Source organism: Amycolatopsis pretoriensis, assembly GCF_900107925.1.
In the GTDB taxonomy this organism is placed as follows: Bacteria; Actinomycetota; Actinomycetes; order Mycobacteriales; family Pseudonocardiaceae; genus Amycolatopsis; species Amycolatopsis pretoriensis.
The window spans coordinates 1-24399 of sequence record NZ_FNUJ01000006.1 but is presented as its reverse complement, the minus strand read 5'-3'; the positions used below and the strand labels follow the sequence as shown (position 1 = coordinate 24399).

Below are 24399 nucleotides of genomic sequence, written 5' to 3'. Positions count from 1 at the left end.
CGGCCCCGTGAGCCCGAGTGAGAAGACGACCGTTGCCAACGCCACAGGAACCACCGCTGTCGCCGAGCGGCCGAAGCTGCTGCTGATCGACGGCCATTCGATGGCCTACCGCGCGTTCTTCGCGCTGCCCGCGGAGAACTTCAAGACGAAGACCGGGCAGGTCACGAACGCGGTCTTCGGGTTCACCTCGATGCTCATCAACCTCCTGCGCGACGAGACACCGACCCACCTCGCGGTGGCGTTCGACCTCTCGCGCAAGACCTTCCGCTCGGAGACGTACGCGGAGTACAAGGCGAACCGCAGCACGACGCCGGACGAGTTCCGCGGCCAGGTGGACCTGGTCAAGGAGGTCCTCGAGGTGCTCGGGATCCCGTCGCTGGTGAAGGAGAACTTCGAGGCCGACGACATCATCGCCACGCTCACGACGCAGGCGACGGCCGACGGCTTCGACGTCCTCATCTGTACCGGCGACCGCGACGCGCTGCAGCTGGTCACCGAGCACGTCACCGTGCTGTACCCGAAGCGCGGCGTCTCGGAGATGACCCGGTTCACCCCGGACGCCGTCGAGGAGAAGTACGGGCTCACCCCGCGGCAGTACCCCGACTTCGCCGCGCTGCGCGGCGACCCCTCGGACAACCTGCCGAGCATCCCCGGCGTCGGCGAGAAGACCGCGGCCAAGTGGATCAAGCAGTTCGGCTCGCTCGACGACCTCATCGACCGGGTCGACGAGGTCAAGGGCAAGGTCGGCGACGCACTGCGGGCGCACCTGTCGTCGGTCCAGCTCAACCGCCAGCTGACCGAGCTGATCCGCGACGTCGAGCTGGAGATCGCGCCGTCCGGGCTGGAGCTGCGCCCGTGGGACCGCGAGGCAGTGCATGCGCTGTTCGACGAGCTGGAGTTCCGCGTGCTGCGCGATCGGCTGTTCGCGACGCTCCAGAGCGCCGAGCCGGAAGCCGACGAAGGCTTCGAGGTCTCGGGTTCCGCGCTCGCGCCCGGCGCGCTCGGCGCGTGGCTGAGCGCGCACGCGGGAGCGGGTGAGCCGGTCGCGCTGGCCTTCCGCGCCGTGGGCACGTCGGTCCGGTCCGACCTGCGCGCGGTCGCGTTCGCCTCGGCCGACGGCGAAGGCGCGTACGTCGACGTCACGGCGATGGACCAGGCCGACGACGCCGCGCTCGCCGCGTGGTTCGCCGACCCGAAGATCCGCAAGACCGGGCACGACCTCAAGGTCCCGCTGCACGCGATCCGCGCCCGCGGCTGGGCGCTCGCCGGGCTCGCCATGGACACCGCGCTGGCCGCCTACCTCGTGCGGCCCGGACAGCGCACGTTCGAGCTCGACGACCTCGCGCTGCGCTACCTGCACCGCGAGCTGCGCTCGGAGACCGACGGCGGCGACGGGCAGCTGTCCCTGCTCGACGGCGGCGCGGAAGGCCTGGAGCAGAAGGAGATCCAGGAGTACCTGGTCAAGGCCCGCGCGATCTTCGAGCTGGCCGGCGCGCTCGAGAAGGAGCTCGAGCAGATCGGCGGCGCGCGGCTGCTCGCCGAGCTGGAGCTGCCGCTGCTGGAGGTCATCACCGAGGTCGAGATCGCCGGTGTCGCGGTCGACCTCGAGCAGCTGACCTCGCTCGAAGCGCACTACCTCTCGCGCGTCACGCAGGCCGCCGAAGCGGCGTACGAAGTCATCGGCAAGCAGATCAACCTCGGCTCGCCGAAGCAGCTGCAGGTCGTGCTCTTCGACGAGCTCGGCATGCCGAAGACCAAGCGCACCAAGACCGGCTACACCACCGACGCCGAGGCGCTGCAGGGCCTGTTCGAGAAGACCGAGCACCCCTTCCTGCAGCACATGCTGGAGCACCGGGACGCGACGAAGCTGCGCACGACGGTCGAGGGCCTGATCAAGTCCGTCGCCGACGACGGCCGGATCCACACGACGCTGCTGCAGACCATCGCGGCCACCGGGCGGCTGTCGTCGACCGAGCCGAACCTGCAGAACATCCCGGTCCGCACCGAAGAGGGCCGCCGCATCCGCGACGCGTTCGTCGTCGGTGACGGCTTCACCGAGCTGATGACCGCGGACTACAGCCAGATCGAAATGCGGATCATGGCGCACCTGTCGAAGGACGAGGGCCTCATCGAGGCGTTCAACTCCGGCGAGGACCTGCACACGTTCGTCGCGTCGCGCGCGTTCTCGCTGCCGCCGGAGGAGATCACGCCGGAGCTGCGCTACCGCGTCAAGGCGATGTCGTACGGCCTCGCGTACGGGTTGTCGGCGTACGGGCTTTCGCAGCAGCTGCGGATCTCCACCGAAGACGCCAAGTCCCAGATGGAGGCGTACTTCGCTCGCTTCGGCGGCATCAGCGACTACCTCCACTCGGTGGTCGGCGAAGCGGCGAAGTGCGGCTACACGGAGACGATCTTCGGCCGCCGCCGCTACCTGCCGGACCTCAACAGCGACAACCGCCAGCGCCGCGAGATGGCCGAGCGGATGGCGTTGAACGCGCCGATCCAGGGCAGCGCGGCCGACATCATCAAGGTCGCGATGCTGAACGTCCACCGCGCGCTCGTCGAGGCGAAGCTGAAGAGCCGGATCCTGCTGCAGGTGCACGACGAACTCGTGCTCGAGGTCGCCGAGGGCGAGCGCGAGCAGCTGGAGAAGCTCGTGCGCGACGGCATGGGGTCGGCCTACGACCTCGCGGTGCCGTTGGAGGTTTCGGTCGGTTACGGGCGGTCCTGGAACGAAGCCGCCCACTGAGTTCACTGCGCGTCACGGCCCGGATCACCGGGTCGTGGCGCGGGTGTACTCGGGCGGCCGTCGTCGGCTGCCGGTCAGCGAGGCAAAGCTGTCCTGCATGGCCACTGACTTCCAGCGACGCAAGATCTCGACCGTGTTCGGCGCGATGGACGCCGACGCCGACGGCTACCTGACCGAGTCCGACTTCCGCGCGCTCACGGCGAGATGGCTCGACGTGCGCGGCACCGACGCCGGCACGCCCGAGGGCGAGAAGCTCGCCACGATCATGATGGGCTGGTGGGCGACGCTGCTCGACGCGTCCGACCGCGACCGCGACGGCAAGGTGACCCTCGACGAGGTCCTCTCCGTCGTCGACGAGCTCCCGACGATGCCGACCGCGGTCACCGGCACGGCGGCGGCGATGTTCGAGGCGGTGGACGAAAACGGCGACGGCACGATCTCCGCGGCCGAGTACCGGCGCATGATCGAGGCGTGGAGCGGCGCCGGCGTCCCGACGGACGAGGTGTTCGCGCTCCTGGACACCGACGGCGACGGCCGCCTGTCCCACGACGAGTTCACCGGTCACTGGTACGAGTTCTGGGCCGGCGACGACCCCGCGGCGGCCGGGAGCTGGGTGTTCGGCCGCGTCTGAACGCGATCACTTTTCCGACGGCTCTGACGGAAATACTCACCGGCACACAACACCGTTCGGCGTTCCTACCAACCGAGGACTCCGTTCGGGTGAGCCATTACCGCTGGGTAGGGAGGTCGGCGCCCAGCCGGGAGCGATCACGGCGTAGGGTCCGCCGAATGGGGTTCGAGCGTGAGCGACGACGCTGGCGGGTCCGGCTGCACGACGAACTCGGCCGGGTGTGCGGTGCGGGCACGGTGCTGGACGAGTACCACGTCCTCACGAGCGCGCACGTCGTCGAAACCGCCGGGGGTCCGCGGTCCGCGCTGAGCGTCGACTTCGTCGGCCTGGCCGAGGCGATGCCCGGCTCGGCGTCGGTCGTCGAAGGCTGCTGGGTGCCCTCCGACGGCGGCGGCCGCGGCGATCTCGCCGTGCTGCGCCTCGACCGCCCCGAGTCCCGCGTCTTCCGCGCGCCGCTGCACCGCATGCCGCTCGGCGAGCACCAGCTCGTCCGCGCCTTCGGCTTCCCGCCGGGTTCGGTCGGCCGCTGGACCCACGCCCGGCTCGGCGGTCCCGAGCACCCCGGCGGTCCGGGCGGCGAGTGGGTCCGGCTCTTCCGCACGGCCGAAGCCGAGCCGCTCGGCCCCGGCTTCGGCGGCACGGCGGTGATCGACGAAGCGACCGGGCACGTCGTGGGCGTCGTGGTCGGCAAGGACACCGGCACGTGGATGATCCCGGTCGAGACCATGCTCGGGCACCTGCCGCAGCTGAGCATCTGGACGTCGGGCAGCCCGGCCGTCGACGCCAGTTTTTCGCGCCCGGTCGGCGAAGCCGTCGACGTCTCCTTCGTGCAGAGCGTCGCCGACTGGTTCGCCAAGGCCGAACCCGGCACGGTCTGGGTGGTCGACACCGGCGAGGCCGGCTCGCCGGTCGCGGCGGCGTTGCGGTTCGGGATCGTCCTCGCCGACCGCGAACGCTCCCTCGGCGTGCCCGGCCTCCCGCCGGCGCTGGGGCCGATGCCGCCGGCGGGCAGCGTCGACCTCGCCGTGGACGCGACCGGCCGCACGGCCGACGCCGTCCGCCACCGCATCGCCGACCGGCTGACGACCGGGGTCGCGGGCCGCACGCTGGTCGTCGACGCGATCGACGACTCCGCCGAACCCGACCGGCTCGTCGGCGAGGTGCTGGCGCCGCTCGCGGGCCGCGCGGCCGAGCTCGGCATCCGGCTGCTGCTCGGCTTCCGCGAGGAGTCCTCGCCGGGGGTCGCGGCGATCCGCGCGGGCACGCTCGGCGCCCGCCCGGCACCGGACGACCTCGCGGGCCGCCTCGACGTGCTGACGCAGTCGGTGGAGGAGCTCGCCGAGATCGAGGCGTACCAGCTGAGGGTGGCGACGCGGTTCACCGGCGTCGCGATGCTGCCGGCCCGCGCGCAGCGGCTGCGCGCGGCGCTGAAGCAGCTGCGTTCGGCCGAGGTCGACGGCGACGCGGAGTGGGTGGAGAAGCACATCGACGGCCACGAGCACGCGGTGGCCCCGGCGGTCGAGGACGGCCGCCGTCAGCGAGCGGTCCTCGACGGGCTGGTGGCCCGCCGCGAGGAGCTGCGAGCGCGGCTGGCGGCGGACAACGGCCTGGCCCGCGAGCACGGCTTGGACGGCGACCCGGAACTGGAGCAGGCGTACGTACCGGCGAAGAGGCTGCTGATCGACGGCCCCTGCGAGCTGACGGCGGCGGCCACGGCGGTCGACACGTACGCGGCGGCGGTCCGGGCCCGCCTCGAGGACCGCGGCTGAGCGGCCCGAAGTCCGTGAATGGCACATTCACGGACACTTAGTCCCTCGATGTGCCATTCACGGACTTCAGCGTTCGCCCGCGTCAGCGCCGGCCGAGGCCGCGGATCAGCACCATCACCGCTTCCCGCACCTCGGCGCGCGTCCGCTGCGGCCCGAACACCTGCCAGTCCAGCGCCACCACCAGCATCGTCCCGAACAACCCCGCCGCCGCCGTCGGGATCTCGACCCCCTCCGGCAGCCGCCCCGCCGCCTCCAACCGCGACAGCTGCCCTTTCACGATCGAGATGATCTCCTCGCGCAGCAGGGAAAGCGTCCCGTGCCACTGGCCCGGTGTCCGCCACAGCTCGCTCACCAGGATCTGCGAAAACCCCGGGTACGCCGCGATGAACTCCAGCGTCGTGTCGACCTGCGCCTCGATCACGTCCAGGGGGTCCGCCTCCGAAACCGCCGACCGCAGCCGCCCGGCCAGCATGTCCACGCCGTACCGCAGGAGCCCGTCGACCAGGCCGTCCTTCGAGCCGAAGTTGTAGTAGACCGTGCCCTTCGCGACGCCCGCCTCGGCCGCGATGTCGTCGACCGTCAGCCCCACCAGGCCCCGGCTCTTGGAGAGCCGCAGCGTGGCCTCGAAGAGCTTCTGCTTCGTCCCGCCGCTCACAGGCTCAGCTCGGGCTTGAGCGCGGACACCGTCCAAACGCGACGCTTCCGCGCGGCCAGCGTCGACACGAGGATCCCGCCCACCAGATAAGCCAGCAGCACGCCGATGTCCCCCAGGATCTGCACGGTGGCGCCACTGTAGAACAGGTGGCGGAAGCCGTCGATCGCGTAACCCATCGGCAGCACCACGTGCAGCGGGTACAGCGCGTCCGGGATCGTCTGCCACGGGAACGTGCCGCCCGCGCTCACCAGCTGCAGCACCAGCAGCACCAGCCCGAGGAACTTGCCGACCGCGCCGAAGAACGCGTTGAGCGCGTGCACCACCGAAGTGAACGTCAGCGACACCAGCACCGCGAACCCGATCGCGCCCAGCGGGTGCGCGATGTGGATGCCGACCAGCCACGTCACCGCGCCGAACAGGACGATCACCTGCGCGATACCCAGCAGCGCCGAGGACAGCCAGCCGCCGACGGCGACCCGGAACGGCGCCGCGCCCGCGGTCAGCGCCCGCGTCGAAAGCGGCCGCAGGATCAGGAACAGCACGAACGCGCCGATCCACGTGGCCAGCGAGATGAAGAACGGCGCCAGGCCCGCGCCGTACGTCCCCGCCGACGCCTCGCCGTTGGCGTTCACCGCCACCGGGTCGGCGATCGTGTTGGCCGTCGCGTTGCGGGTCGGGTCGTCCGGGTTCGGGATCTGCTGGAGCCCGGCGGCCAGCCCGTCGCGTAGCTTGACCGAGCCGTCCGCGAGCTGGTTCGTCCCGTTCACCGCCGTCTTCTCGCCGTCGCTGAGCTGCGAAGCGCCGTCACGCAGCTGGTTCGCGCCGTCGGACGCCTGCGCGATGCCGTTCGCCAGTTGCGGCGACGCGGCGGCGAGCTTGCCCGCGCCGTCGGACACCTGCCGGGCGCCGTCGGCCAGCTTCGCGAGGTCGCCGTTGGCCTGCTGGATCTTGCTGTTCGCCTGGTCGACGGGGGAGCGCAGCTGGTCGGCCCGCGCGACGATCGCCTGGACCTCGGTCTCCGGCACGCCGGCGTCGCGCAGGTCCGTCACCAGCTGGGTGCGGTAGGAGTCGAGCTTGCCCTGGATGTCGGACGACGCCGTGGCGGCCAGCGACGCCGCGTCGGCGACCTTCTGGTCCCCGGCGGCCACCTGCGACGCGCCGTCGGCCAGCTTCTGCGTCTGCGACGGCAGCGAAGCCGTACTGCTCTTCAACGTCCCGAGGCCGGTCGCCAGCGTCGACGAGCCGTCCGCGAGCTTCGCGGCGCCCTCGGCCAGCTTCTGCTGACCGGACTTCAGCTGCGTGGCGCCGTCGGCGAGCTGTGCCGCGCCGGTCGACGCCTCCTGGATCTTGGCGTAGATCGTCGAGAAGCCGACCAGGAACCGGTCCGCGGCCTCGCTGCCGACCTTCTCCGCGATCGTCTTGCGCACCTGCTCGGCGACCTGCTTGGCGATGGTGCCCGACAGGTAGTTGTTGGCGTCGTTGGTGGTCAGCGTGATCGTCGCCTGCTGCGGCTGGAAGTTGCCGACCGACAGCAGCGCCGCCGAGAAGCCGCTGGGGATGCCGATCGCGAAGGAGTACTTGTCGTCGCGGACGCCGTCGCGTGCCTCCTGCTCGGACACCTCGTGCCACTGGAAGGTGCCGGACTTGACCAGCTCGTCGGTCACCTCGCGGCCGACGTTGCGCTGCTGGCCGCCCGCGTCCTTCGCCCCGGTGTCGCTGGTGAAGACGGCGGCGGGCAGCTTGTCGAGCCGGCCGTAGGGGTCGTAGTTCGCGTAGAGGTAGAAGGACGCGTAGAGCAGCGGCACCAGCACGAGCGCGACCAGCGCGAGCTTCGGCATCGTGCCGGTGGAGAGGCGGCGCAGCTCGTTGCGCGCGATCCGGAAGGCGTTCATTCGGGGACTCCGTCAGTGCTCGCGGGGAGCTCTTCGGTGGGGGCGGGTTCGGGGGAGTGGTGCTGCGGCTCGGGCTGCTCGGCGGCGCCGAGGAGCGCGGGCGCGAACGGCAGCGCGGACAACGGCGTCGTCGCGGTCAGGACGACGACGGCCAGCCCGCGCTCGGCCTGCTCACGGGCGAGTTCGGTCCAGCTGCCGACGTCGCTGGTGTGCCGGTCGGGCGTGTCGAGGACGAGCAGCCGGACGCCCTTGCGCTCGGCGGCCAGCTCGGTGAGCAGCCGCGTGCGCAGGGTCGGGGCGAGGTTCTCGAACCGCGTGCCGGCGAAGGGCGCGGCGTCGTGGGCGGCGAGCCACTGGGCGACGTCTTCCTTGCCGGCCGGGCGGTGGGCCAGCGCGAGCTCCTCGCCGACGACCACGCGCAGGGCCAGGGCGTCGTCGGGCTCGCTGACACCGGGGGCGTCGACGACCGCGACGAGCTCGGGCAGGCCGGCGTCGGTGCCTTCGGCGTGCACGGTGCCGGTGGTCGGCTTCAGCCGCCCGGCCAGCGCGAGGCCGAACGCGGTGACGCCGACGCCGGGCTCGCCGTGCACGATCGCCAGGTCGCCCTCGCCGACGGTCAGCGAAGTGGGCGGTAACAAGGTGCCGTGGTGCCCTTCGAGGGACACGCGATCGGCTCGGACCTGCACGGGGGACTCCAGCGTTTTTGAACTGACCGGTCAGTTCAAAAACTAGCCCTCGGCGGAGCGGGCGGCAAGATCACCGGACGCACGTCACACCCGTGGGTGACTGACGAAGGCTCGCACCTCGGCGGCCGCGGCGCCGCTCGGTGAACCCGAGCGGGTGAGGTGTGGGGGTGGTGCGGCCTCGCCCGGGCGCGCGATGCCTCCGGCGGCCGGAGGTCGACCGGTGTCCGGCCGGCTCTGCTCGGGCGCCTCCGCGTCCCGGGCGCGCTCACCTTGGCGGCCGCGGTGGCGCTCGGCGAACCCGAGCGGGTGAGGTGGGGGTGGTGGTGGCTGCCGAAGGCCGGCCCGCGGCCGGCTGGAGCGCTCACCGGAGCGCCGAGGCCGATCGGCGTTGCCGAGGTGCCGTGGCCGTTGGCCGCTGGTGGGCGGCCCGCCGCCGGCCTTGCTCGGGCGCGGCAGCGCGGGGCGTCCCGCGCGCTCACCGCAGTGCCGAAGCCGGCCGGACCTCCCAGCTCGTCCACAGTGGACGATAACCCTGCCGGTGCCAGAACACCGAGGCGAGCGGGTTCGTCGGGTTGTAGTAGAGGTACGTCCGGGTCGCGCCACCCCGGTGCAGCTCGCGGTGCACGTGGGCCATCAGTGCCCGCCCGAACCCGGCGCCGCGGTCGCCCGGCTGGGTCACGACGTTGTTCACGTAGCCCCACCGGCCCGGCGGGAGCAGTTCGGCGGCCTCGTTCCCCGGCGCCGCGTCCACCCATGCACAGTGCGCGAGCGCGCGGGCTTCGCCGTCCTCTTCGGCCAGCCAGACGGGCGGCTCGGCCTCGGCGAGGGCCGCGCGCAGGCCGGGCCCGAGCAGCTCGGCGGTGTTGGGACGGCGGGGTGCGGCGACGAGACCGGTGTAGTCGAAGGTCGCGTCGGCGAGCGCCACCGCGGTGGCGTAGTCGGCCGGCCCGGCCCGGCGGACGGTGACCGCCGGCTCCGGTTCGGGCGGGGGAGCGGTCCGCACGCCGATCGCCGACAGGGGCACCAGGCCGTGGTCCAGGAAGGCGCGGATCGCCTCGGCGTCCCGGCTGGGCCAGAGCACGACACAGGCCGAATCCTCGCCGGTCGGCTCCCCTTCCAGCCGGCCTTTGAGCGAGCGCAGCAGGAGGTCGGCGCCTTCGGTGCCGGTGTCGCCGAAGTACGGGAACAGCCGCCACGTGTCGGCGGCCGACCACAGCATCGGGACGTCGCCCGGACCGAACCGGTGCCGCTGCAGGACCCCGGTGACCTGCGTCCCCGCCGCCGTGGCCGCGTCCAGGCGTTCGCCGTCGGCGGGTGGCGCGGCGGGCGGCAGCAGCGCGTCGACCGCCGCGAAGCGCGCGCGGTGGGCGGCGAGCAGCGGCTCGGCGATGTCCATGGAGCCCCCTGGTGCGTCGGTCAGGACCAGGCGGGTCGCCGGATCCACATCGTCCACAGTGGACGATAGCCCTGCCGGTGCCAGAACACCGGCGAGAGCGGGTTCGCCGGGTGGTAGAAGAGGAACGTACCGCGCACGTCCCGCCGGAGCAGGTCGCCGTGGGCCGCCGCCATCAGCGCCCGGCCGACGCCGCCGCCGCGGGCCTCGGGCGCGACCGACAGCGTGTCGACGTACCCCCAGCGGCCCGGCCGCAGCCGGCCGTGGATGCCGTCGCCCGGCGCGGGCGAGGTCAGCGCGCACACGGCCACGCCGACCGGCACGCCGTCGTCCTCGGCGAGCCAGACCAGCCCGCTGAACCGCAGCGCGCGGACGACCTCCGCGCGCAGCAGCGCCCGCGCGCCCGGCCGCTCCCGGGCGGTGCCGACCAGCGTCGTGTAGCGCCATTCCGCCAGGCGCAGGTCGGTCAGCGCCTCGACGTCGCCCTCGCCCGCGCGGCGGACGGTCACCCGCGCGGGTCCGGCCTCCACCGGCGGCTCCGGCTTGCGCACCGCCAGGTGCGTCATCGGCGCGAAGTCGTGGGCCAGCAGGACCGCGGACGCCTCCGCGTCCCGGCTCGGCCAGGCGAGGCTGCAGCCCGAATCCGGCTCCGGGCGCGTCCCGCGCCGCCGGTCGCGCCAGGCGCCGAGGAGCGCCGCCAGCCCCGCCGCGCCGCTGTCGCCCGGCACCGCGGTCAGGTCCGAGATCTCCAGGGGTCCCCACAGCGCGGGCCACGACCCCGGCGCGTGCACGACGTGCGTCAGCAGCCCGCCCGCGCGGAGCCCGCCGGCGGTCACGACGACCAGCGGCTCGCTCGCCGCGGGCGGGGCCGCGATCGGCGGCAGGAGCGGGTCGAGCGCGGCGAACCGCGCGTTCTGCTGGGCTTCGAGGGGGTTCACGAGCGGTGCGTGCGGAAGATCGCGGTGCCCGGGAAGAGCCGGCCGCGCAGCGGGCTCCACTGGCCCCACACCCGCGTGTGCCCCTCGGGCCACTCCGGCTCGACCAGGTCGGTCAGGGTGAACCCGGCCGCGGCCAGCGCGCGCACGTAGTCGCCGAGGGTGTGGTGGTACTCGACGTAGGTCGCGGTGCCTTCGTCGTCGACCTCGACGTACGGCGTGCGGTCGAAGTACGGCTGGGTGACGGTCAGCCCCTGCGGGCCCGGGTCGTCCGGGAAGATCCACCGCATCGGGTGAGTCACCGAGAACACCCAGGGCGCGCCGGGCCGCAGCACCCGGTGCACCTCGGCGAAGACGGCGTCCACCGAAGCCACGAACGGGATCGCGCCGAACGCCGAGCAGGCCGCGTCGAAGCTGCCCGACGCCAGCGGTAGGTACTCGGCGTTGGCCTGCACCAGCGGGACGTCGACCCCGGTGCGGGCGTTGCCGTCGCGGGCGTGGCGCAGCATGCCGGCGGACAGGTCGGTCGCGACGGCCAGCGCGCCTGCCGTGGTCAGCCAGCGCGCGCAGGCGGCCTGCCCGCAGCCGACCTCCAGCACGCGCTTCCCGCGGACGTCGCCGAGCAGCCGCGCGTCCGCCTCCCGCACGCCCTCCGGGCACCAGACGAAGTCGGCGTCGCCGAGGAACCCGCCGTGCTCGGCCTGGTAGTCGTCGGCGTCGGCGTCCCACCAGGCGAGGTTCGCGGCGGCGGCTTCGGCGCCCCCGACCTCGCGGTAGGCGACGGCCGAGGTGCCCAGCCGGTGCTCGGCCGCGTCGTGGCGCCCCGGCGCGGGCGGCTCCTCCGGTGGCATGATGGTGGTCTCCGGTCCGCTGCGTGTTTGCTTCCGCGAGGACCTTAGCGATCGAGGGGGACCCTGATTGTGCCCCCTAGCGGCCGCCGCGTACGATAAGTGTTAGCGCAGTGGGTTCGCGCTGCCTTCCGCTCAGCTTCTTGGTCGGGCTCGGGTCGCGCACCGTTATGCGGGTCATGCCGCGGTCGTTCACTGGTGGACGTTTGCTAGCAGGGTCGTCGCATCTCGTAGTGCCCATCGCGCCGACAACTGCCAACCCTCGATCCCATCCACCGGAGCAACCCGCCTAATGACCACCGACACCGCCACCGCCCCGACCGCCCCCTCCGGGCCCCAGCAGGTCGCCATCAACGACATCGGGTCGGAGGAAGACTTCCTCGCGGCGATCGACAAGACGATCAAGTACTTCAACGATGGCGACATCGTCGAAGGCACGATCGTCAAGGTCGACCGCGACGAGGTCCTGCTCGACATCGGCTACAAGACCGAGGGTGTCATCCCCTCGCGTGAGCTCTCCATCAAGCACGATGTCGACCCGGCTGAGGTTGTCACCGTCGGCGATGAGGTCGAAGCCCTCGTTCTCCAGAAGGAGGACAAGGAAGGCCGTCTGATCCTGTCCAAGAAGCGCGCGCAGTACGAGCGCGCCTGGGGCACGATCGAGGAGCTCAAGGAGAAGGACGAGCCCGTCAAGGGCACCGTCATCGAGGTCGTCAAGGGCGGCCTCATCCTGGACATCGGCCTGCGCGGCTTCCTCCCCGCGTCCCTGGTCGAGATGCGCCGCGTCCGCGACCTGCAGCCGTACGTCGGCCGCGAGCTCGAGGCGAAGATCATCGAGCTGGACAAGAACCGCAACAACGTGGTCCTGTCCCGCCGTGCCTACCTGGAGCAGACCCAGTCCGAGGTGCGCAGCGAGTTCCTCAACGCGCTCGCCAAGGGCCAGGTCCGCAAGGGCGTCGTGTCGTCCATCGTCAACTTCGGTGCCTTCGTGGACCTGGGTGGCGTCGACGGCCTGGTGCACGTCTCCGAGCTGTCCTGGAAGCACATCGACCACCCGTCCGAGGTCGTCGAGGTCGGCCAGGAGGTCACGGTCGAGGTCCTGGACGTCGACATGGACCGCGAGCGCGTCTCGCTGTCGCTGAAGGCGACCCAGGAAGACCCGTGGCGCCAGTTCGCCCGCACCCACGCGATCGGCCAGATCGTGCCGGGCAAGGTCACCAAGCTGGTTCCGTTCGGTGCGTTCGTGCGCGTCGAAGAGGGCATCGAGGGCCTGGTCCACATCTCCGAGCTGGCCGAGCGCCACGTGGAGATCCCGGAGCAGGTCGTCCAGGTCAACGGCGACGTCATGGTCAAGGTCATCGACATCGACCTCGAGCGCCGTCGCATCTCGCTGTCGCTGAAGCAGGCGAACGAGGGTGTCACGCCGGACACCGAGTTCGACCCGACCCAGTACGGCATGGCCGCCGAGTACGACGCCGAGGGCAACTACATCTACCCCGAAGGCTTCGACCCGGACACCCAGGAGTGGCAGGAAGGCTTCGACAAGCAGCGTGAGGAGTGGGAGCGCCAGTACGCCGAGGCGCACACTCGTTACGAGGCCCACATGAAGCAGGTCGTGAAGGCCGTCGAGGCCGACGCGGAGGCCGCGGCCGACGCGGCGACCGGCGTCGAGGGTGGCTCGGAGAGCTACACCTCGGGCTCGACCTCGACCGACACGAAGAGCAGCGGCGGCACCCTCGCCTCCGACGAGCAGCTCGCGGCGCTCCGCGAGAAGCTCTCCGGCGGTGCGTGAGCACTAGCGCTCTGAGCTGACGAACGAACCCCCGGTCCACTTCGGACCGGGGGTTCTTTCGTGTTCCGGGATCAGCGGTTGCGCAGGCCGAGGCCGGTCATCATCGCGGTGACGCCGCGGCAGTACATCTCTTCGTTCGCCTCGGCGGTCGGCGGGATGAACCAGTCCGGCAGCGGCGTCCGCGACGCCAGCATCAGCTCCGCCCCGACCAGGCCGTGCATCGCCGTCCACAGCTGGTACGCCGCCGCGCGGGGGTCCGCTCCCGGCGGGCACACGCGCTCGACGCGGCCGATGAACAACGTGAACGTCGTCCGCAGCACCGCCGACCGCAGCGCGGGGTCCGGGTCGAACCCCGGCACCGGGCGTTCGAACATCAACGCGTAGCGGACCGGGCTTTCGCGGGCGAACAGCCGGTACTCGAGCGCCAGGTACAGCAGGTCCGCGACGCCGTCCGGGCTCGACGGCGGCAGCCCCTCCAAGAGTTCCCGCAGCGAGTCGAACGTCCGCTCGTACAACGCGTCGAGCAGGCCCGCGCGGCCGCCGAAGCGGGCGTACACCGAGAGCGTCGACGCGCCGGCCGCTTCGGCCACGCCGCGCACCGACAGCCCCGAGACGCCGCGGTCGAACAGCACCGAGAGCGCCGCGTCCAGGAAGCGTTCACGGTTGCCCTGTTCGGCGGGGCGCATCGACAGGTGCCTGGTGGCCACGGCGCACCCCCTTCGCGCACAACGACGTCCGGGTGACCCACCCGCAGCAGAAGATACGATATTCCGGGCGTCTTGGGAATGAGGCGGATGTCCGAATCTGCGGTGATTCCGTCCGGCGGACGCATGTCCGAGTCGTGAACCTGCGGGCAGGGTCGACGTCATGACCATCGAAGTCCCCGACAGCGCACTGGCCCGCGAAGCCGCCGAGTACGTCCGCGACACCGCCGGCCCGCTCCTGTACGACCACTCGTCCCGCGTCTACCTCTTCGGCGCCCTACAGGGCCGGCGCCGGGGCATCGCCTTCGACGCCGAGCTGCTCTACGTCGCGGCGCTGTTCCACGACCTCGGGCTCGTCGAAGGCCACCGCACCGACCGGCGCTTCGAGCTCGACGGCGCGGACGAGGCCCGGCGCTTCCTGCTCGACCACGACGTCGACGCCGACCGCGCCCGGATCGCCTGGACGGCCGTCGCGCTGCACACCACCCCGGGCATCCCCTCGCACATGGAACCCGAGGTCGCCCTGGTGACGGCCGGAGTCGAGTACGACGTCCTGGGCATCGGCTACGGCGACCTGTCCGAAGAGGACCGGGCGGCGGTCGTGGCCGCGCACCCGCGGCCGGACTTCAAGCGGCGGATCCTCGCGGCGTTCACCGAAGGCATCCGTGACCGGCCCGACACGACGTTCGGGAACGTCAAAGCCGACGTCCTGGCCCGGTTCGTGCCAGGCTTCGAGCGCACGGACTTCGTGACCACGATCTTGGACTCACCCTGGGAGGACTGACCGCATGGAGCACCCCGAACCCGGCACGGTGGTCGTCACCGCGAGCGGCGACGGCACCTACACGCAGCAGGTGACGACGGCGACCCACGAGCTGCTGGTCGACGAGCCGGTCGCCGTCGGGGGCGCGGACGCCGGGCCGAACCCGTACGAGCTGCTGCTGGCGTCGCTGGGTTCGTGCACGGCGATCACGCTGCGGATGTACGCGAACCGCAAGGGCATCCCGCTGACCCGCGTGACGATCCGCCTCCGCCACGACCGCATCCACGCGGAGGACTGCGCGAAGTGCGAGACCGAGCGCGGCATGCTGAGCAGGATCACGCGCGAGATCTCGCTGGAGGGGGACTTGGACGACGACCAGCGCGCGAAGCTGATGGTGATCGCGGACAAGTGCCCGGTGCACCGGACGCTGTCGTCGGAGATCGCGATCGAGACCCGCGAGGTGGCGGGGTAAGCGCGGGGGACGGCGGGGTCGGCGGGGTCGGCGCGGCGGGGTGCCGGTTGGCTTGGCGCCGGTGACGCCGCGCCGGACGGTTCGCGGTGGGCAGCAAGCCGGCCGCGCGGCTGTGAGCGGCCCGGCGATCCGCGGTGGCTGCAACCCGGCCGCCCGGCTGTAAGCGACCCGGCGGTCCCTGGCGGCGGCAAGCCGGCCGTGCGGCTGTAAACGGCCCGGCGGTCCCTGGCGGCCGCAACCCGGCCGCCCGGCGGTAAGCGGCCGGAGGTCCCTGGCGGCGGCAAGCCGGTCGCCGAACCGCGGCGCAAACGTTCGCGGTCCGGACCGGCCGGCCGACAGCCCCGTCCGTCAGGCGGCGCGAGCGGCGACCGCGACCGGGGCCCGGGTGACGACGGCCGGCACCCAGATACGTTCCAAAGCCGCCGCGCGGGCCTTGCGGCGCAACCCCGCGAAGCTGTGCTTCGCCGGGACCAGCAGGGCGCTCAGCCACGTCCGGCGGTAGTCCGCCAGCGCCTCGGCCACGGTGCGGTGAAGAACGCAGTGGACCAGCCCCGGCGTGCCGAGCCGGTGCCTCCCGACGTGCTTGCTGTCCGCCATCGTTCCTCCGTGTGGGCGACCCTGTCGCGCGCACGGTACGCAACCGGACCGGTGGACGTGGGTAAGCAACGCGGCGTGTCCGGATATCGGTTGAGTCACGCGTCACGTTCGCCTTGCGGCTCACCCGTTCGTGTGCCTCACGCTGGTCCGGACGCGCCGCCGCAGGTCACCGTGCCGAACGGGATCCACGTCCGCTCCACCGTGTACCGCCTTACGGAAGCGGACGGCGTGTGCCGGAACCACGCCTGCACCCGGTACACCCCGGCCACGCAAAGGGCCGGCGGCGCGGGCGAGGCCGTCACCACGTCGGGCACCGCCACCGCGAGCGCGCCCGCGCACAGCACGACCGCCGCCGGCCTGCCGATCTTCGTCATCCTCATGGCTCCCCCTCCACGACATCGTCATCGGTAATCGATTACCCGCGTTACGGGTGCTTGGGCCCGGTCACACGAATGGGCGCACGGACACCAGCCTGACTAGGGTGATCGGCATGTTGCGTGTGGGGTTGACGGGTGGAATCGGGGCAGGCAAGTCGACCGTGGCGAACCGGCTCGCCGAACACGGCGCCGTGCTGATCGACTCCGATCGGATCGCCCGCGAGGTGGTCGCGCCCGGCACCGAAGGGCTCGCGCGGCTCGCCGAGGAGTTCGGCGAGGAGATCCTCGCCGCGGACGGCTCGCTCGACCGGCCCGCCCTCGCCGCCAAGGCGTTCGCCGACGACGAGTCGCGCCGCCGCCTGAACGCGATCGTGCACCCGCTGGTCGGCGCCCGCACCGGCGAGCTGATGGCCGCCGCCGCGCCGGACGCCGTCATCGTCCACGACATCCCGCTGCTGGTCGAAAACGGCCTCGCGACGGCGTACCACCTGGTCGTGGTCGTGGACGCGCCGGTCGAGGTGCGCGTCCGGCGGCTCGTGTCGGCGCGCGGCATGGCCGAGGACGACGCGCGGGCGCGGATCCGGGCCCAGGCGAGCGACGAGCAGCGCCGCGCCGTCGCCGATGTCTGGCTCGACAACGGCGGTCCCGAAGACGCCGTGCTCCTCGACGTCGACGCGCTGTGGGCCGACCGGCTGGTGCCCTTCGAGGCGAACGTCCGGCTGCGCAAGCCCCGCCCGCCGGTCTCCCCGAAGATCGCCGAGTACGACCTCACCTGGCCCGCGCAGGCCGAGCGCGTGCTCGCCCGGGTCCGCGCGGCGGCGGGGGAGCTCGCGCGCCGCGCCGACCACATCGGCTCGACCGCCGTGCCCGGCCTGCCCGCCAAGGACGTCCTCGACCTGCAGCTCACGGTGTCCACTTTGGACGACGCCGACACGCTGGCGGACCTGCTGTCCGACGCGGGGTTCCCGCGCCTGGCCGACGACTGGTACGACGACGCCCTGGACGGCACCGGGACCTGGCCGAAGCGCCTGCACGTCGGCGCGGACCCGAAGCGCGCGGTGAACCTGCACGTCCGGTCCGAGGAGACGCCCGCGTGGCGGCTCGCCCTGCTCTTCCGCGACTACGTGCGCGCGAACCCCGGCGAGCGCGACGACTACCGCGACGTCAAGCTGCGGCTGGCCGACGCGCACGCCGAGGACGGCAACGTCGCCGCCTACGCCGACGAGAAGCAGGAGTTCGTCAACGGCGTGTTCGCCCGCGCCGAGAAGTGGGCCGCGGCCACCGGCTGGACGCCCTAGGAGCCGAGCAGCCCGCGTTCGAAGGCGACCGCCACCGCGGCCGCGCGGTCGTTGACGCCGAGCTTCGCGTAGACGTGGATCAGGTGCGTCTTGACCGTCGCCTCGCTGATGAACAGCTTCTTCGCGGCTTCCTTGTTCGTCGACCCGCGGGCCACCAGCGTGAGCACCTCGAGTTCGCGCTGGGACAGCGGTTCGCGCACCGGCTCGCGCATCCGGCCCAGCAGCCGGCTCGCGACGGCGGGCGAGAGCACCGCCTCGCCGCGGGCGGCGGCCTCGACCGCGCGGAACAGGTCCTCGCGCGGGGCGTCCTTGAGCAGGTAGCCGGTCGCGCCGGCCTCGACCGCCGGCAGGACGTCGGAGTCCGTGTCGTAGGTCGTCAGCACCAGGACCCGCGCCGGGTTGCCCAGCCGGGCCAGCTCGGTGATCGCCGCGACGCCGTCGGTGCCCGGCATCCGCAGGTCCATCAGCACGACGTCGGGGCGCAGCCGCTCGGCCATGGCGACGGCTTCGGCGCCGTTCGCGGCCTCCCCGACGACCTCGAAGCCGCGGCCGGTGAAGATGCCGCGCAGGCCGTCGCGCACGACCGGGTGGTCGTCGGCGATGAGCACGGTGATCGTCATGCGGAAGCCTCCGGCGGGGCGGGGACGGCGGGCAGGACGGCCGAGATCGCGGTGCCGCCGCCGGGTTCGGACTCGACGTGCAGCGTACCGGCGAGCCGCTGGACGCGCCGCCGCATCCCGGGCAGCCCGAAGCCGGGCCCGGGTCCGGGGACGAACCCGGCGCCGTCGTCGCGGACGTCCAGGGTCACTTCGGCGTCCATGTAGGACAGCGTGAGGCCGACCCGGTCCGCCGCGGCGTGCTTGTCCACATTGGACAAAGCTTCCTGCGTGACGCGCAGGACGGTCGACTCGATCTCGGGGTGCAGCGGCCGCGCGACACCGGTGGTGGTGACCGCGGCGGGCACGCCGGTCCGCGCGCTCCAGCGCGCCGCGACGCCGGCGAGCGCCTCGGGCAGCGTCGCGGAGTCGAGGTGCTCGGGGTGCAGCGCGTGCACCGAACGCCGTGCCGCGGTGAGGTTTTCCCGCGCGAGCGCGGTCGCGGACTCCAGGTGCCGCTGCCACTCCGCCGGCTCGTCCTGGGCCAGCGCGGCGGCTTCGAGCTGCGTGATGATGCCGGTGAAGCCCTGCGCCAGGGTGTCGTGGATCTCCAGGGCCAGCCGCTGCCGCTCGTCGAGGATCCCCGCTTCGCGAGCCTGGCTGAGCAGCTGCCGTTGCAGGCCTTCGTTTTCCGCGTGCGCGGCCGCGAGGTCGTCGAGCATGCGACGGCGTTCTTCGTTCTGCCGGGCGATGGCGGTCGAGAGCAGGCCGCCGCCCCCGATGGCCGCGGTCTGCACGACGATGATCGTGATCCAGATGGCCGGCCGCTCCCGCAGGGCGTGCACGGGCCCGCCGTTGCCGAGGGTGTTGATCAGCAGCGAGGTCACGGCCAGCGCGGCGAAGGCGAGCCACGTGGGCCGCAGCCGCATGGCGGCCAGGAACGCGAAGATCATGAAGATGAGGAACGTGATGTCCCGGACCTCGAGCGCGCTGCCCAGCCCGATGACGCCGAGGAAGGTGAGCAGGGCGAAGGCCGGCTGTTCGCGCAGCCGGGGCGGCGCGAGGACCACCGTGCCGAGCACCCAGAGCGCGGCGGCGGCGACCAAGGCGCCGGTGATGGCCCACCAGCGGGCGTCGTGCCCGCCGACGCCGAGGGTGACCACCGTCGCGACGGCCAGCAGCGCGCCGGGCAGCACCCGTTCGACCCGGAACAGCCACGGCTGCCAGCCGTCCGGGGTCCGCGCCGACTCCGGGGGCCACATCGGCCGGCTCCAGTCGACCTCGAGGCTCACGCTCTCATGTCCTTGAGCCGCGGCCAGATTTCGGCCCAGCCCGCGGTCCGGCCGGTGAGCTGCCAGACGGGCATGTGTTCGCTCGCGTTGCGGACGCCGAGCCGGTTGCCGACCTGACCGACGATGTGGGCGTTCCCGAAGTACTTCGCGAGCTTCGACGGGTCGTAGCCGACGAAGAGCACGGTGTCGGCGTTGTCGGCCGGACGGCCGAAGTACCAGAAGCCGCGGCTCGGGCTGTACGCCTCGGGCAGGCCGCGCTCGGGCCCGTACCGGCCGAGCGCGCCGGCCTGCCAGTAGCCGCCGGTCACGACGGCCGTGCCCGGTGGCGAGGTCCGGTACAGCTTGGCGACGTCGTCGGCGAGGTCCGGCCAGCCGATCTCTTCGGCCGCGTAGGCGGGCCGCGGCGCGGCCGGGTGGTCGACCAGCCAGTGCGCGGGCCAGAGCGGCAACGTGAATGGGAGGCTGAAGAGGGCCGACAGCACGAACACCGGCCAGGTCGGCACCCACCGCCACCAGCGCGACGGCTCGAGCGCCTCGAAGTGCACGGCCGCCGCGGCCCACAGCACGCCGAACATCCCGGCCGCGTAGTAGTACCTCCCGTTGGCGACCAGGAAGACCGCGACCACGCCCAGCGCCGTCCAGCCCAGGAACCGGTACGGCCGCAGCCGCTTGCTCCCGAGCAGCACAGCGATGCCGTAGACGACACCGAGCGCGCCGATCACCCAGCCGGCCCCGGCCAGCAGCTGCGGGACGAAACTCCCGCGCCCGCCCGCCGCGTCGACCTCCGCGCCGACCGCGTCGCCCATCCCGAGCTGCGGCCAGCCGTTCGCGCGCTGCCACAGCAGCGTCGGCACCAGCGAGCCGGCGGCGATCAGCGCGCCCAGCCAGAGTTTCGGCCGGCGCAGCAGCTCCCGCGGGCCGAACGCGAGCACCGCGAGCCCGGCCACCACCCAGAACGCGCCGATGAGCAGCTTGTCGTTGAGCGCCACCGCCGTCACGACGCCGAGCCACACCAGCAGGGTGTCGTCGCGGGTCCGGACCCAGCGCACCACGAGCCACAGCACGAGCGTCCACAGCAGCGGGTCGATCGTCGACGTCGCCAGGTAGTGGCCGGTGCCGACGAACTGCCCGCAGATCGCGTACGCCGCCGCGGCCCGGGCCTGCGCCTTGCGCCGCCCGCCCAGCTCGCGGGCGATCAGCGCGGTGACGACAACCCCGGCCGCGGTCGCCGCGATCGCCGGGAGCCGGAAGACGACCAGCGAGCCGGGCGCCAGGGAGTCCATCGCCCACGCGAGGAACGGAACGAGCGGCGGCTGGTCGGCGTAGCCCCACGCCAGGTGCTTCCCGGCGGCGAGGAAGTACAGCTCGTCGCCGAAGTAGCCGTAGCGGCCGGCTGTCAGCAGCAACGCGGTGGCCGTGCCCAGCGCGAGCAGGGCGACCGGCAGCCGGGCGAAGGGGGCGAGCGCGGCTTTCGCCTGGTCGGGTGCCGTGGCTACGGCGTCCATCGTGCTCCTGTCCGTGGTCGGCGCCGGTCCTTCCCGCACCCTACGTGGGGGCCCCGCCGGACACCGTGCCGATGGTGACGCCGGGCTCACGTGTGCGTGTTCACCAGCTTCGGCCACAGCCGCGCCCACGGTTCGCCGCGGCCGGTCGCCAGCCACAGCGGCACGCCGTCGAAGGCACTCGGCTTCGCCGCGCCGGTGTCCACCTTCCCGATCGGCCGCAGGTCGGCGAAGTGCCCGAGCAGCGGCCGCGGGTCTTCGCCGACGAACAGCACGTCGGTCGTGCTTTCCGGGGGGACGACCAGGGTCGCGTAGCCGCGGTTCCCGCTGGCCGGCTCGGGGAGGCCGAGGTCGCGCCCGTAGCGGTCGAGCGCGCTCGCTTCCCAGTACGTGCCGGTCACCACCGCGGTCCGGTCCCGGTCCGGCAGCCGCGCGAACGCGCCGGCCACCGAGCGGGCACCCTCCGGCCAGCCGATTTCGGCGTAGGCGAACAACGGCGCCGGCAGCGACGGGTGTTCGGTCAGCCACGCCCGCGGCCAGACCGGGAGGGCGATGGGCAGGACGAGGACCACGGCCAGGGCGTAGCACGGCCAGGTCGCGACCCACCGCCACCAGCGCGCCGGTTCCCGGCGTTCGAGCGCGACGGCGGCCATCGCCCAGCACACCGGGTACATCCCGGCGACGTAGTAGAACCGCCCGTTCACCGCGAGGAACACGACGGTCAGCAGCACGGTCGTCCAGCCGAGGAAGCGGAGTTCGCGGCTGCGCAGGAGCCGCCACAGGCCGTAGCCCAGCAGGACCGCGCCGACCGGGAGCCCGGCGACGAGCACCGCCGTCGGCAGGAACGTCAGCCGGCCGCCCCAGGTGCCGCCGACCTCCGCCGAGATCGCCGCGCCCATGCCCAGCTGCGGCCAGCCGTGCGTGGCCTGCCAGAGCAGTGTCGGCACCAGCGCCACCGCGGCGATCCCGGCGCCGAGCCACAACGCGGGACGCCGCAGCAGTTCCCGCGGCCCGCAGGCGAGGAGCGCGACCCCGGCGGCGAGCCAGAAACCGCCGATGAGGAATTTCGTGTACAGCGCGACCGCCGTCACCACGCCGGCCCAGACGAGGAGGCCGTCGGCGCGGGTGCGCAGCCAGCGGACCAGCAGCCACAGCACCAGCGTCCAGAGGAACGGGTCCACTGTGGACGTCGCCAGGTAGTGCCCGCCCGCCAGGAACTCCGTGGAGACGGCGAAAGTGGCGGCCGCGATCGTCTGCGCCTTCGCGCCGCCGCCGAGCTCGCGGGCGATCAGCGCGGTGAGCGCGACCCCGCCGAGCACGGCCAGCACGGCCGGGATCCGCAGCACGAACGGCGAGTGCCCGAGCGCGTCCATCGCCTGGGCCAGCAAGGGGAGCAACGGCGGCTGGTCGACATATCCCCAGGCGAGGTGCCGGCCGGCGGCGAGGAAGTACAGCTCGTCGCCGAAGTAGCCGTAGCGGTTCGCCGTCAGCAGCAACGGGATCGCCAGCAGCGCCGTCACGACCGCCACCGGCTTCACCGCGAGCGGCCGGGCGACGGCCGGCGCGGTCGTCACTCCCATCGGAACACCCGCACCGCGATCGCCGTGCAGCCGACGGCGAAGACCGCCATCGCGCCGAGCTGCAGCAGCTCGGGGGAGTCGCCGGCCCAGGTGGCGCGCAACGCGTTGAGCGTCGACCCGAGCGGCAGGACGTCGGCGACGTGCTGCAGGAAGACCGGCAGCTGCTCCTTCGGCACCCAGACCCCGCCCAGCGCCAGCATCGGGAAGAACACCGCGCTGCCGATGCCGCTCGCGGCGCGGCCGGTCGGGGCCAGCGCCGCGATCAGCAGGCCGACCGAGAAGAGCGCGAGCGCCCCGAGGACGATCGAGAGCAGGAAACCGCCCGGGTTGCCCGGCAACGGGATGCCGAGCACGAGCCCGCCGACCCCGGCGATGAGCAGCACCACGACGACGGCGGCCGCCAGGTTGACGAGCAGTTGCGCGGCCAGCAGCCGGCTCGGCGGCACCGGGCTCGCCGAAAGCCGTTTCAGCAGGCCCTTTTCGCGGTAGGTGGCCATCGCGTTCGGGAACAGCGTCAGGGCGAGCATGGCCAGCAGGATCGTTACGGCCATCGGCGCGATCACCGTGGCCAGCGCGCTGTGCCCGCCGTACTTCGGGTCGGGCTCGTTCGCGCCGGGCATCAGCCCGAACACCAGGAGCAGGGCGAGCGGGATGCCGACGACGACGGCCGGGGCGCCCGGGTCGCGCAGGAACACCTTGGCCTCGGCGGCGGTCAGCTTGGTCAGGACGGTCATCGTTTCCCCCTTCACTCCGGCCGGTGGCCGGTGAGCGCGACGAAGGCGTCGTCGAGGCCGGCCTGCTCGACGCGCAGGTCGCCGGCGATCACGCCGAGCCGTGCGAGCAGCGACGTCACCGCGTGGAGCACGTTCCCGCCGCCACGGACGACGAGGCGCTCGCCCTGCCGCTCGACCGAGCGGACCTCGGGCAGGGCCTCGAACACGCCGGGGTCCAGCGGTGCCGACGGCCGGAACCGCACGACCTGCTCGTCGGTGACCCGGGCGACCAGCCCGGCGGGCGAGTCCACGGCGACGACCCGCCCGGCGTCGATCACCGCGATCCGGTCGCAGAGCCGTTCGGCCTCCTCCATGAAGTGCGTGACCAGCAGGATCGTCACGCCCTGGGCGCGCACGGCCTCGATGAGGTCCCACGTGTCGCGACGGGCCTGCGGGTCGAGGCCGGTGGTGAGCTCGTCGAGCAAGGCGAGTTCGGGGCTCCCGACCAGCGCGAGCGCGATGGACAGCCGTTGCTGCCGGCCGCCGGAGAGCTTCTTGTACGCGGTGTTCCGGTGCTCGGTCAGGCCGAGCGTGGCCAGCAGCTCGCCGGGATCGGCCGGCGTCCGGTAGAAGGCGGCGTAGAGGTCGAGCAGCTCGCCGACGCGCAGCTTGTCCTGCAGCCGGCCCTCCTGGAGCTGGACGCCGACGCGCTGGCGCAGCTCGGCCCGGTCGCGGCGGGGGTCGAGGCCCAGCACCGAAAGCTCGCCGCCGTCGGGCGTGCGGAGGCCCTCGAGGCACTCGACGGTCGTGGTCTTGCCCGCGCCGTTCGGGCCCAGGATGCCGAAGATCTCGCCGCGCTCGACGGCGAACGAGACGTCGTCGACCGCGACTTTGTCCCCGTACCGCTTGTGGAGGTGTTCGACCTCGATGACCGGCATGCCGCCGTCCCCCTTCTCGATCCGTTTCCGACAGATCGAGAATCCCGCGCGGGGGTCCCCCGGCGGATCGTCAGGACGGTTCGAACCGGCATCCACCGATCGGGGGATGGGCGTCCCCTAGGTGTGATGTCCGGGGACGTTGTCCTGAGTTGAGATGACCGGTGACGGCCTGTCGTGCAGACAGGTGAAGGCCTCCGGATGTGAAGTGGAGCTGTCT

Annotated in this window: 22 protein-coding genes; 7 read left to right on the top strand and 15 right to left on the bottom strand. The window is 72.6% G+C overall.

Going from position 1 to position 24399, the window contains the following annotated elements:
• Positions 1-7: 7 nt before the first annotated feature.
• From polA to BLV96_RS25995, 3 genes are all read left to right on the top strand, one after another.
• Positions 8-2749 (top strand): DNA polymerase I, encoded by a 2742-nt coding sequence (gene polA / locus BLV96_RS26005; protein WP_086678972.1) that lies wholly within the window; start codon positions 8-10, stop codon positions 2747-2749.
• 97 nt (positions 2750-2846) lie between these two features.
• Positions 2847-3380, top strand: coding sequence for an EF-hand domain-containing protein (locus tag BLV96_RS26000; RefSeq protein ID WP_086678971.1), 534 nt, complete (start codon positions 2847-2849; stop codon positions 3378-3380).
• Between the two features lie 158 nt (positions 3381-3538).
• Complete coding sequence (locus BLV96_RS25995) at positions 3539-5149, top strand: trypsin-like peptidase domain-containing protein (RefSeq protein WP_086678970.1); 1611 nt, start codon at positions 3539-3541, stop codon at positions 5147-5149.
• Between the two features lie 82 nt (positions 5150-5231).
• Here the strand turns inward: BLV96_RS25995 and BLV96_RS25990 are convergent, their stop codons facing one another.
• The 6 genes from BLV96_RS25990 to BLV96_RS25965 form a co-directional block, all read right to left on the bottom strand.
• On the bottom strand, positions 5232-5804 hold the full coding sequence (locus BLV96_RS25990; protein ID WP_086678969.1) for a TetR/AcrR family transcriptional regulator: 573 nt from the start codon (positions 5802-5804) through the stop codon (positions 5232-5234).
• Entirely contained in the window at positions 5801-7696 is a 1896-nt protein-coding gene (locus tag BLV96_RS25985; RefSeq protein WP_091389536.1) for a YhgE/Pip domain-containing protein, read from the bottom strand. Before BLV96_RS25985 ends, BLV96_RS25990 begins: the two co-directional genes overlap by 4 nt.
• Complete coding sequence (locus tag BLV96_RS25980) at positions 7693-8382, bottom strand: ABC transporter ATP-binding protein (protein ID WP_091389533.1); 690 nt, start codon at positions 8380-8382, stop codon at positions 7693-7695. Before BLV96_RS25980 ends, BLV96_RS25985 begins: the two co-directional genes overlap by 4 nt.
• A gap of 475 nt (positions 8383-8857) precedes the next feature.
• Entirely contained in the window at positions 8858-9778 is a 921-nt protein-coding gene (locus tag BLV96_RS25975) for a GNAT family N-acetyltransferase (RefSeq protein ID WP_086677811.1), read from the bottom strand.
• A gap of 20 nt (positions 9779-9798) precedes the next feature.
• Positions 9799-10713 carry a GNAT family N-acetyltransferase gene (locus BLV96_RS25970; RefSeq protein WP_086677807.1) on the bottom strand — a complete coding sequence of 305 codons (915 nt, stop codon included), beginning with the start codon at positions 10711-10713 and terminating at the stop codon, positions 9799-9801.
• Complete coding sequence (locus BLV96_RS25965; RefSeq protein WP_086677808.1) at positions 10710-11561, bottom strand: class I SAM-dependent methyltransferase; 852 nt, start codon at positions 11559-11561, stop codon at positions 10710-10712. Before BLV96_RS25965 ends, BLV96_RS25970 begins: the two co-directional genes overlap by 4 nt.
• 289 nt (positions 11562-11850) lie before the next feature.
• On the opposite strand from BLV96_RS25965, the gene rpsA reads away from it, so the two are divergent.
• A complete protein-coding gene (rpsA, locus tag BLV96_RS25960; protein WP_086677809.1) occupies positions 11851-13350 on the top strand; it encodes a 30S ribosomal protein S1 in 1500 nt (499 codons plus the stop codon).
• A gap of 71 nt (positions 13351-13421) precedes the next feature.
• On the opposite strand, the gene BLV96_RS25955 is transcribed toward rpsA, so the two are convergent.
• Positions 13422-14036: a TetR/AcrR family transcriptional regulator gene (locus BLV96_RS25955; RefSeq protein WP_086677812.1), complete on the bottom strand. Its 615-nt coding sequence runs from the start codon at positions 14034-14036 to the stop codon at positions 13422-13424.
• Between the two features lie 181 nt (positions 14037-14217).
• On the opposite strand from BLV96_RS25955, the gene BLV96_RS25950 reads away from it, so the two are divergent.
• Together BLV96_RS25950 and BLV96_RS25945 are read left to right on the top strand one after the other, a co-directional pair.
• On the top strand, positions 14218-14838 hold the full coding sequence (locus BLV96_RS25950) for an HD domain-containing protein (protein ID WP_086677810.1): 621 nt from the start codon (positions 14218-14220) through the stop codon (positions 14836-14838).
• A 4-nt stretch (positions 14839-14842) separates the two neighbouring features.
• The gene (locus tag BLV96_RS25945; RefSeq protein WP_091389530.1) at positions 14843-15289 is read left to right on the top strand and encodes an OsmC family protein; all 447 of its coding nucleotides are present in this window, start codon (positions 14843-14845) and stop codon (positions 15287-15289) included.
• A gap of 348 nt (positions 15290-15637) precedes the next feature.
• Here BLV96_RS25945 and BLV96_RS25940 read toward each other — a convergent pair whose 3' ends face one another.
• Both BLV96_RS25940 and BLV96_RS25935 read right to left on the bottom strand, forming a co-directional pair.
• Positions 15638-15886 carry a hypothetical protein gene (locus BLV96_RS25940; RefSeq protein WP_086675351.1) on the bottom strand — a complete coding sequence of 83 codons (249 nt, stop codon included), beginning with the start codon at positions 15884-15886 and terminating at the stop codon, positions 15638-15640.
• A gap of 137 nt (positions 15887-16023) precedes the next feature.
• Positions 16024-16266, bottom strand: a complete 243-nt coding sequence (locus BLV96_RS25935; RefSeq protein ID WP_143051023.1) for a hypothetical protein — start codon at positions 16264-16266, stop codon at positions 16024-16026.
• A gap of 110 nt (positions 16267-16376) precedes the next feature.
• On the opposite strand from BLV96_RS25935, the gene coaE reads away from it, so the two are divergent.
• Positions 16377-17561: a dephospho-CoA kinase gene (gene coaE / locus BLV96_RS25930; protein ID WP_086675358.1), complete on the top strand. Its 1185-nt coding sequence runs from the start codon at positions 16377-16379 to the stop codon at positions 17559-17561.
• Here the strand turns inward: coaE and BLV96_RS25925 are convergent.
• The 6 genes from BLV96_RS25925 to BLV96_RS25900 form a co-directional block, all read right to left on the bottom strand.
• Positions 17558-18181 carry a response regulator gene (locus BLV96_RS25925; RefSeq protein ID WP_086675353.1) on the bottom strand — a complete coding sequence of 208 codons (624 nt, stop codon included), beginning with the start codon at positions 18179-18181 and terminating at the stop codon, positions 17558-17560. The two genes, coaE and BLV96_RS25925, sit on opposite strands and share 4 nt — an antisense overlap.
• Positions 18178-19449 carry a sensor histidine kinase gene (locus tag BLV96_RS25920; RefSeq protein WP_244180477.1) on the bottom strand — a complete coding sequence of 424 codons (1272 nt, stop codon included), beginning with the start codon at positions 19447-19449 and terminating at the stop codon, positions 18178-18180. The genes BLV96_RS25925 and BLV96_RS25920 overlap by 4 nt, the downstream gene beginning before the upstream one ends.
• Positions 19446-20954, bottom strand: coding sequence for an ArnT family glycosyltransferase (locus BLV96_RS25915; protein WP_086675354.1), 1509 nt, complete (start codon positions 20952-20954; stop codon positions 19446-19448). Before BLV96_RS25915 ends, BLV96_RS25920 begins: the two co-directional genes overlap by 4 nt.
• A gap of 86 nt (positions 20955-21040) precedes the next feature.
• Complete coding sequence (locus tag BLV96_RS25910; RefSeq protein WP_086675355.1) at positions 21041-22531, bottom strand: ArnT family glycosyltransferase; 1491 nt, start codon at positions 22529-22531, stop codon at positions 21041-21043.
• Positions 22522-23265: an ABC transporter permease gene (locus BLV96_RS25905; protein ID WP_086675356.1), complete on the bottom strand. Its 744-nt coding sequence runs from the start codon at positions 23263-23265 to the stop codon at positions 22522-22524. Before BLV96_RS25905 ends, BLV96_RS25910 begins: the two co-directional genes overlap by 10 nt.
• Positions 23266-23276: 11 nt before the next feature.
• Complete coding sequence (locus tag BLV96_RS25900) at positions 23277-24182, bottom strand: ABC transporter ATP-binding protein (RefSeq protein ID WP_086675357.1); 906 nt, start codon at positions 24180-24182, stop codon at positions 23277-23279.
• Between the last annotated feature and the right edge of the window lie 217 nt (positions 24183-24399).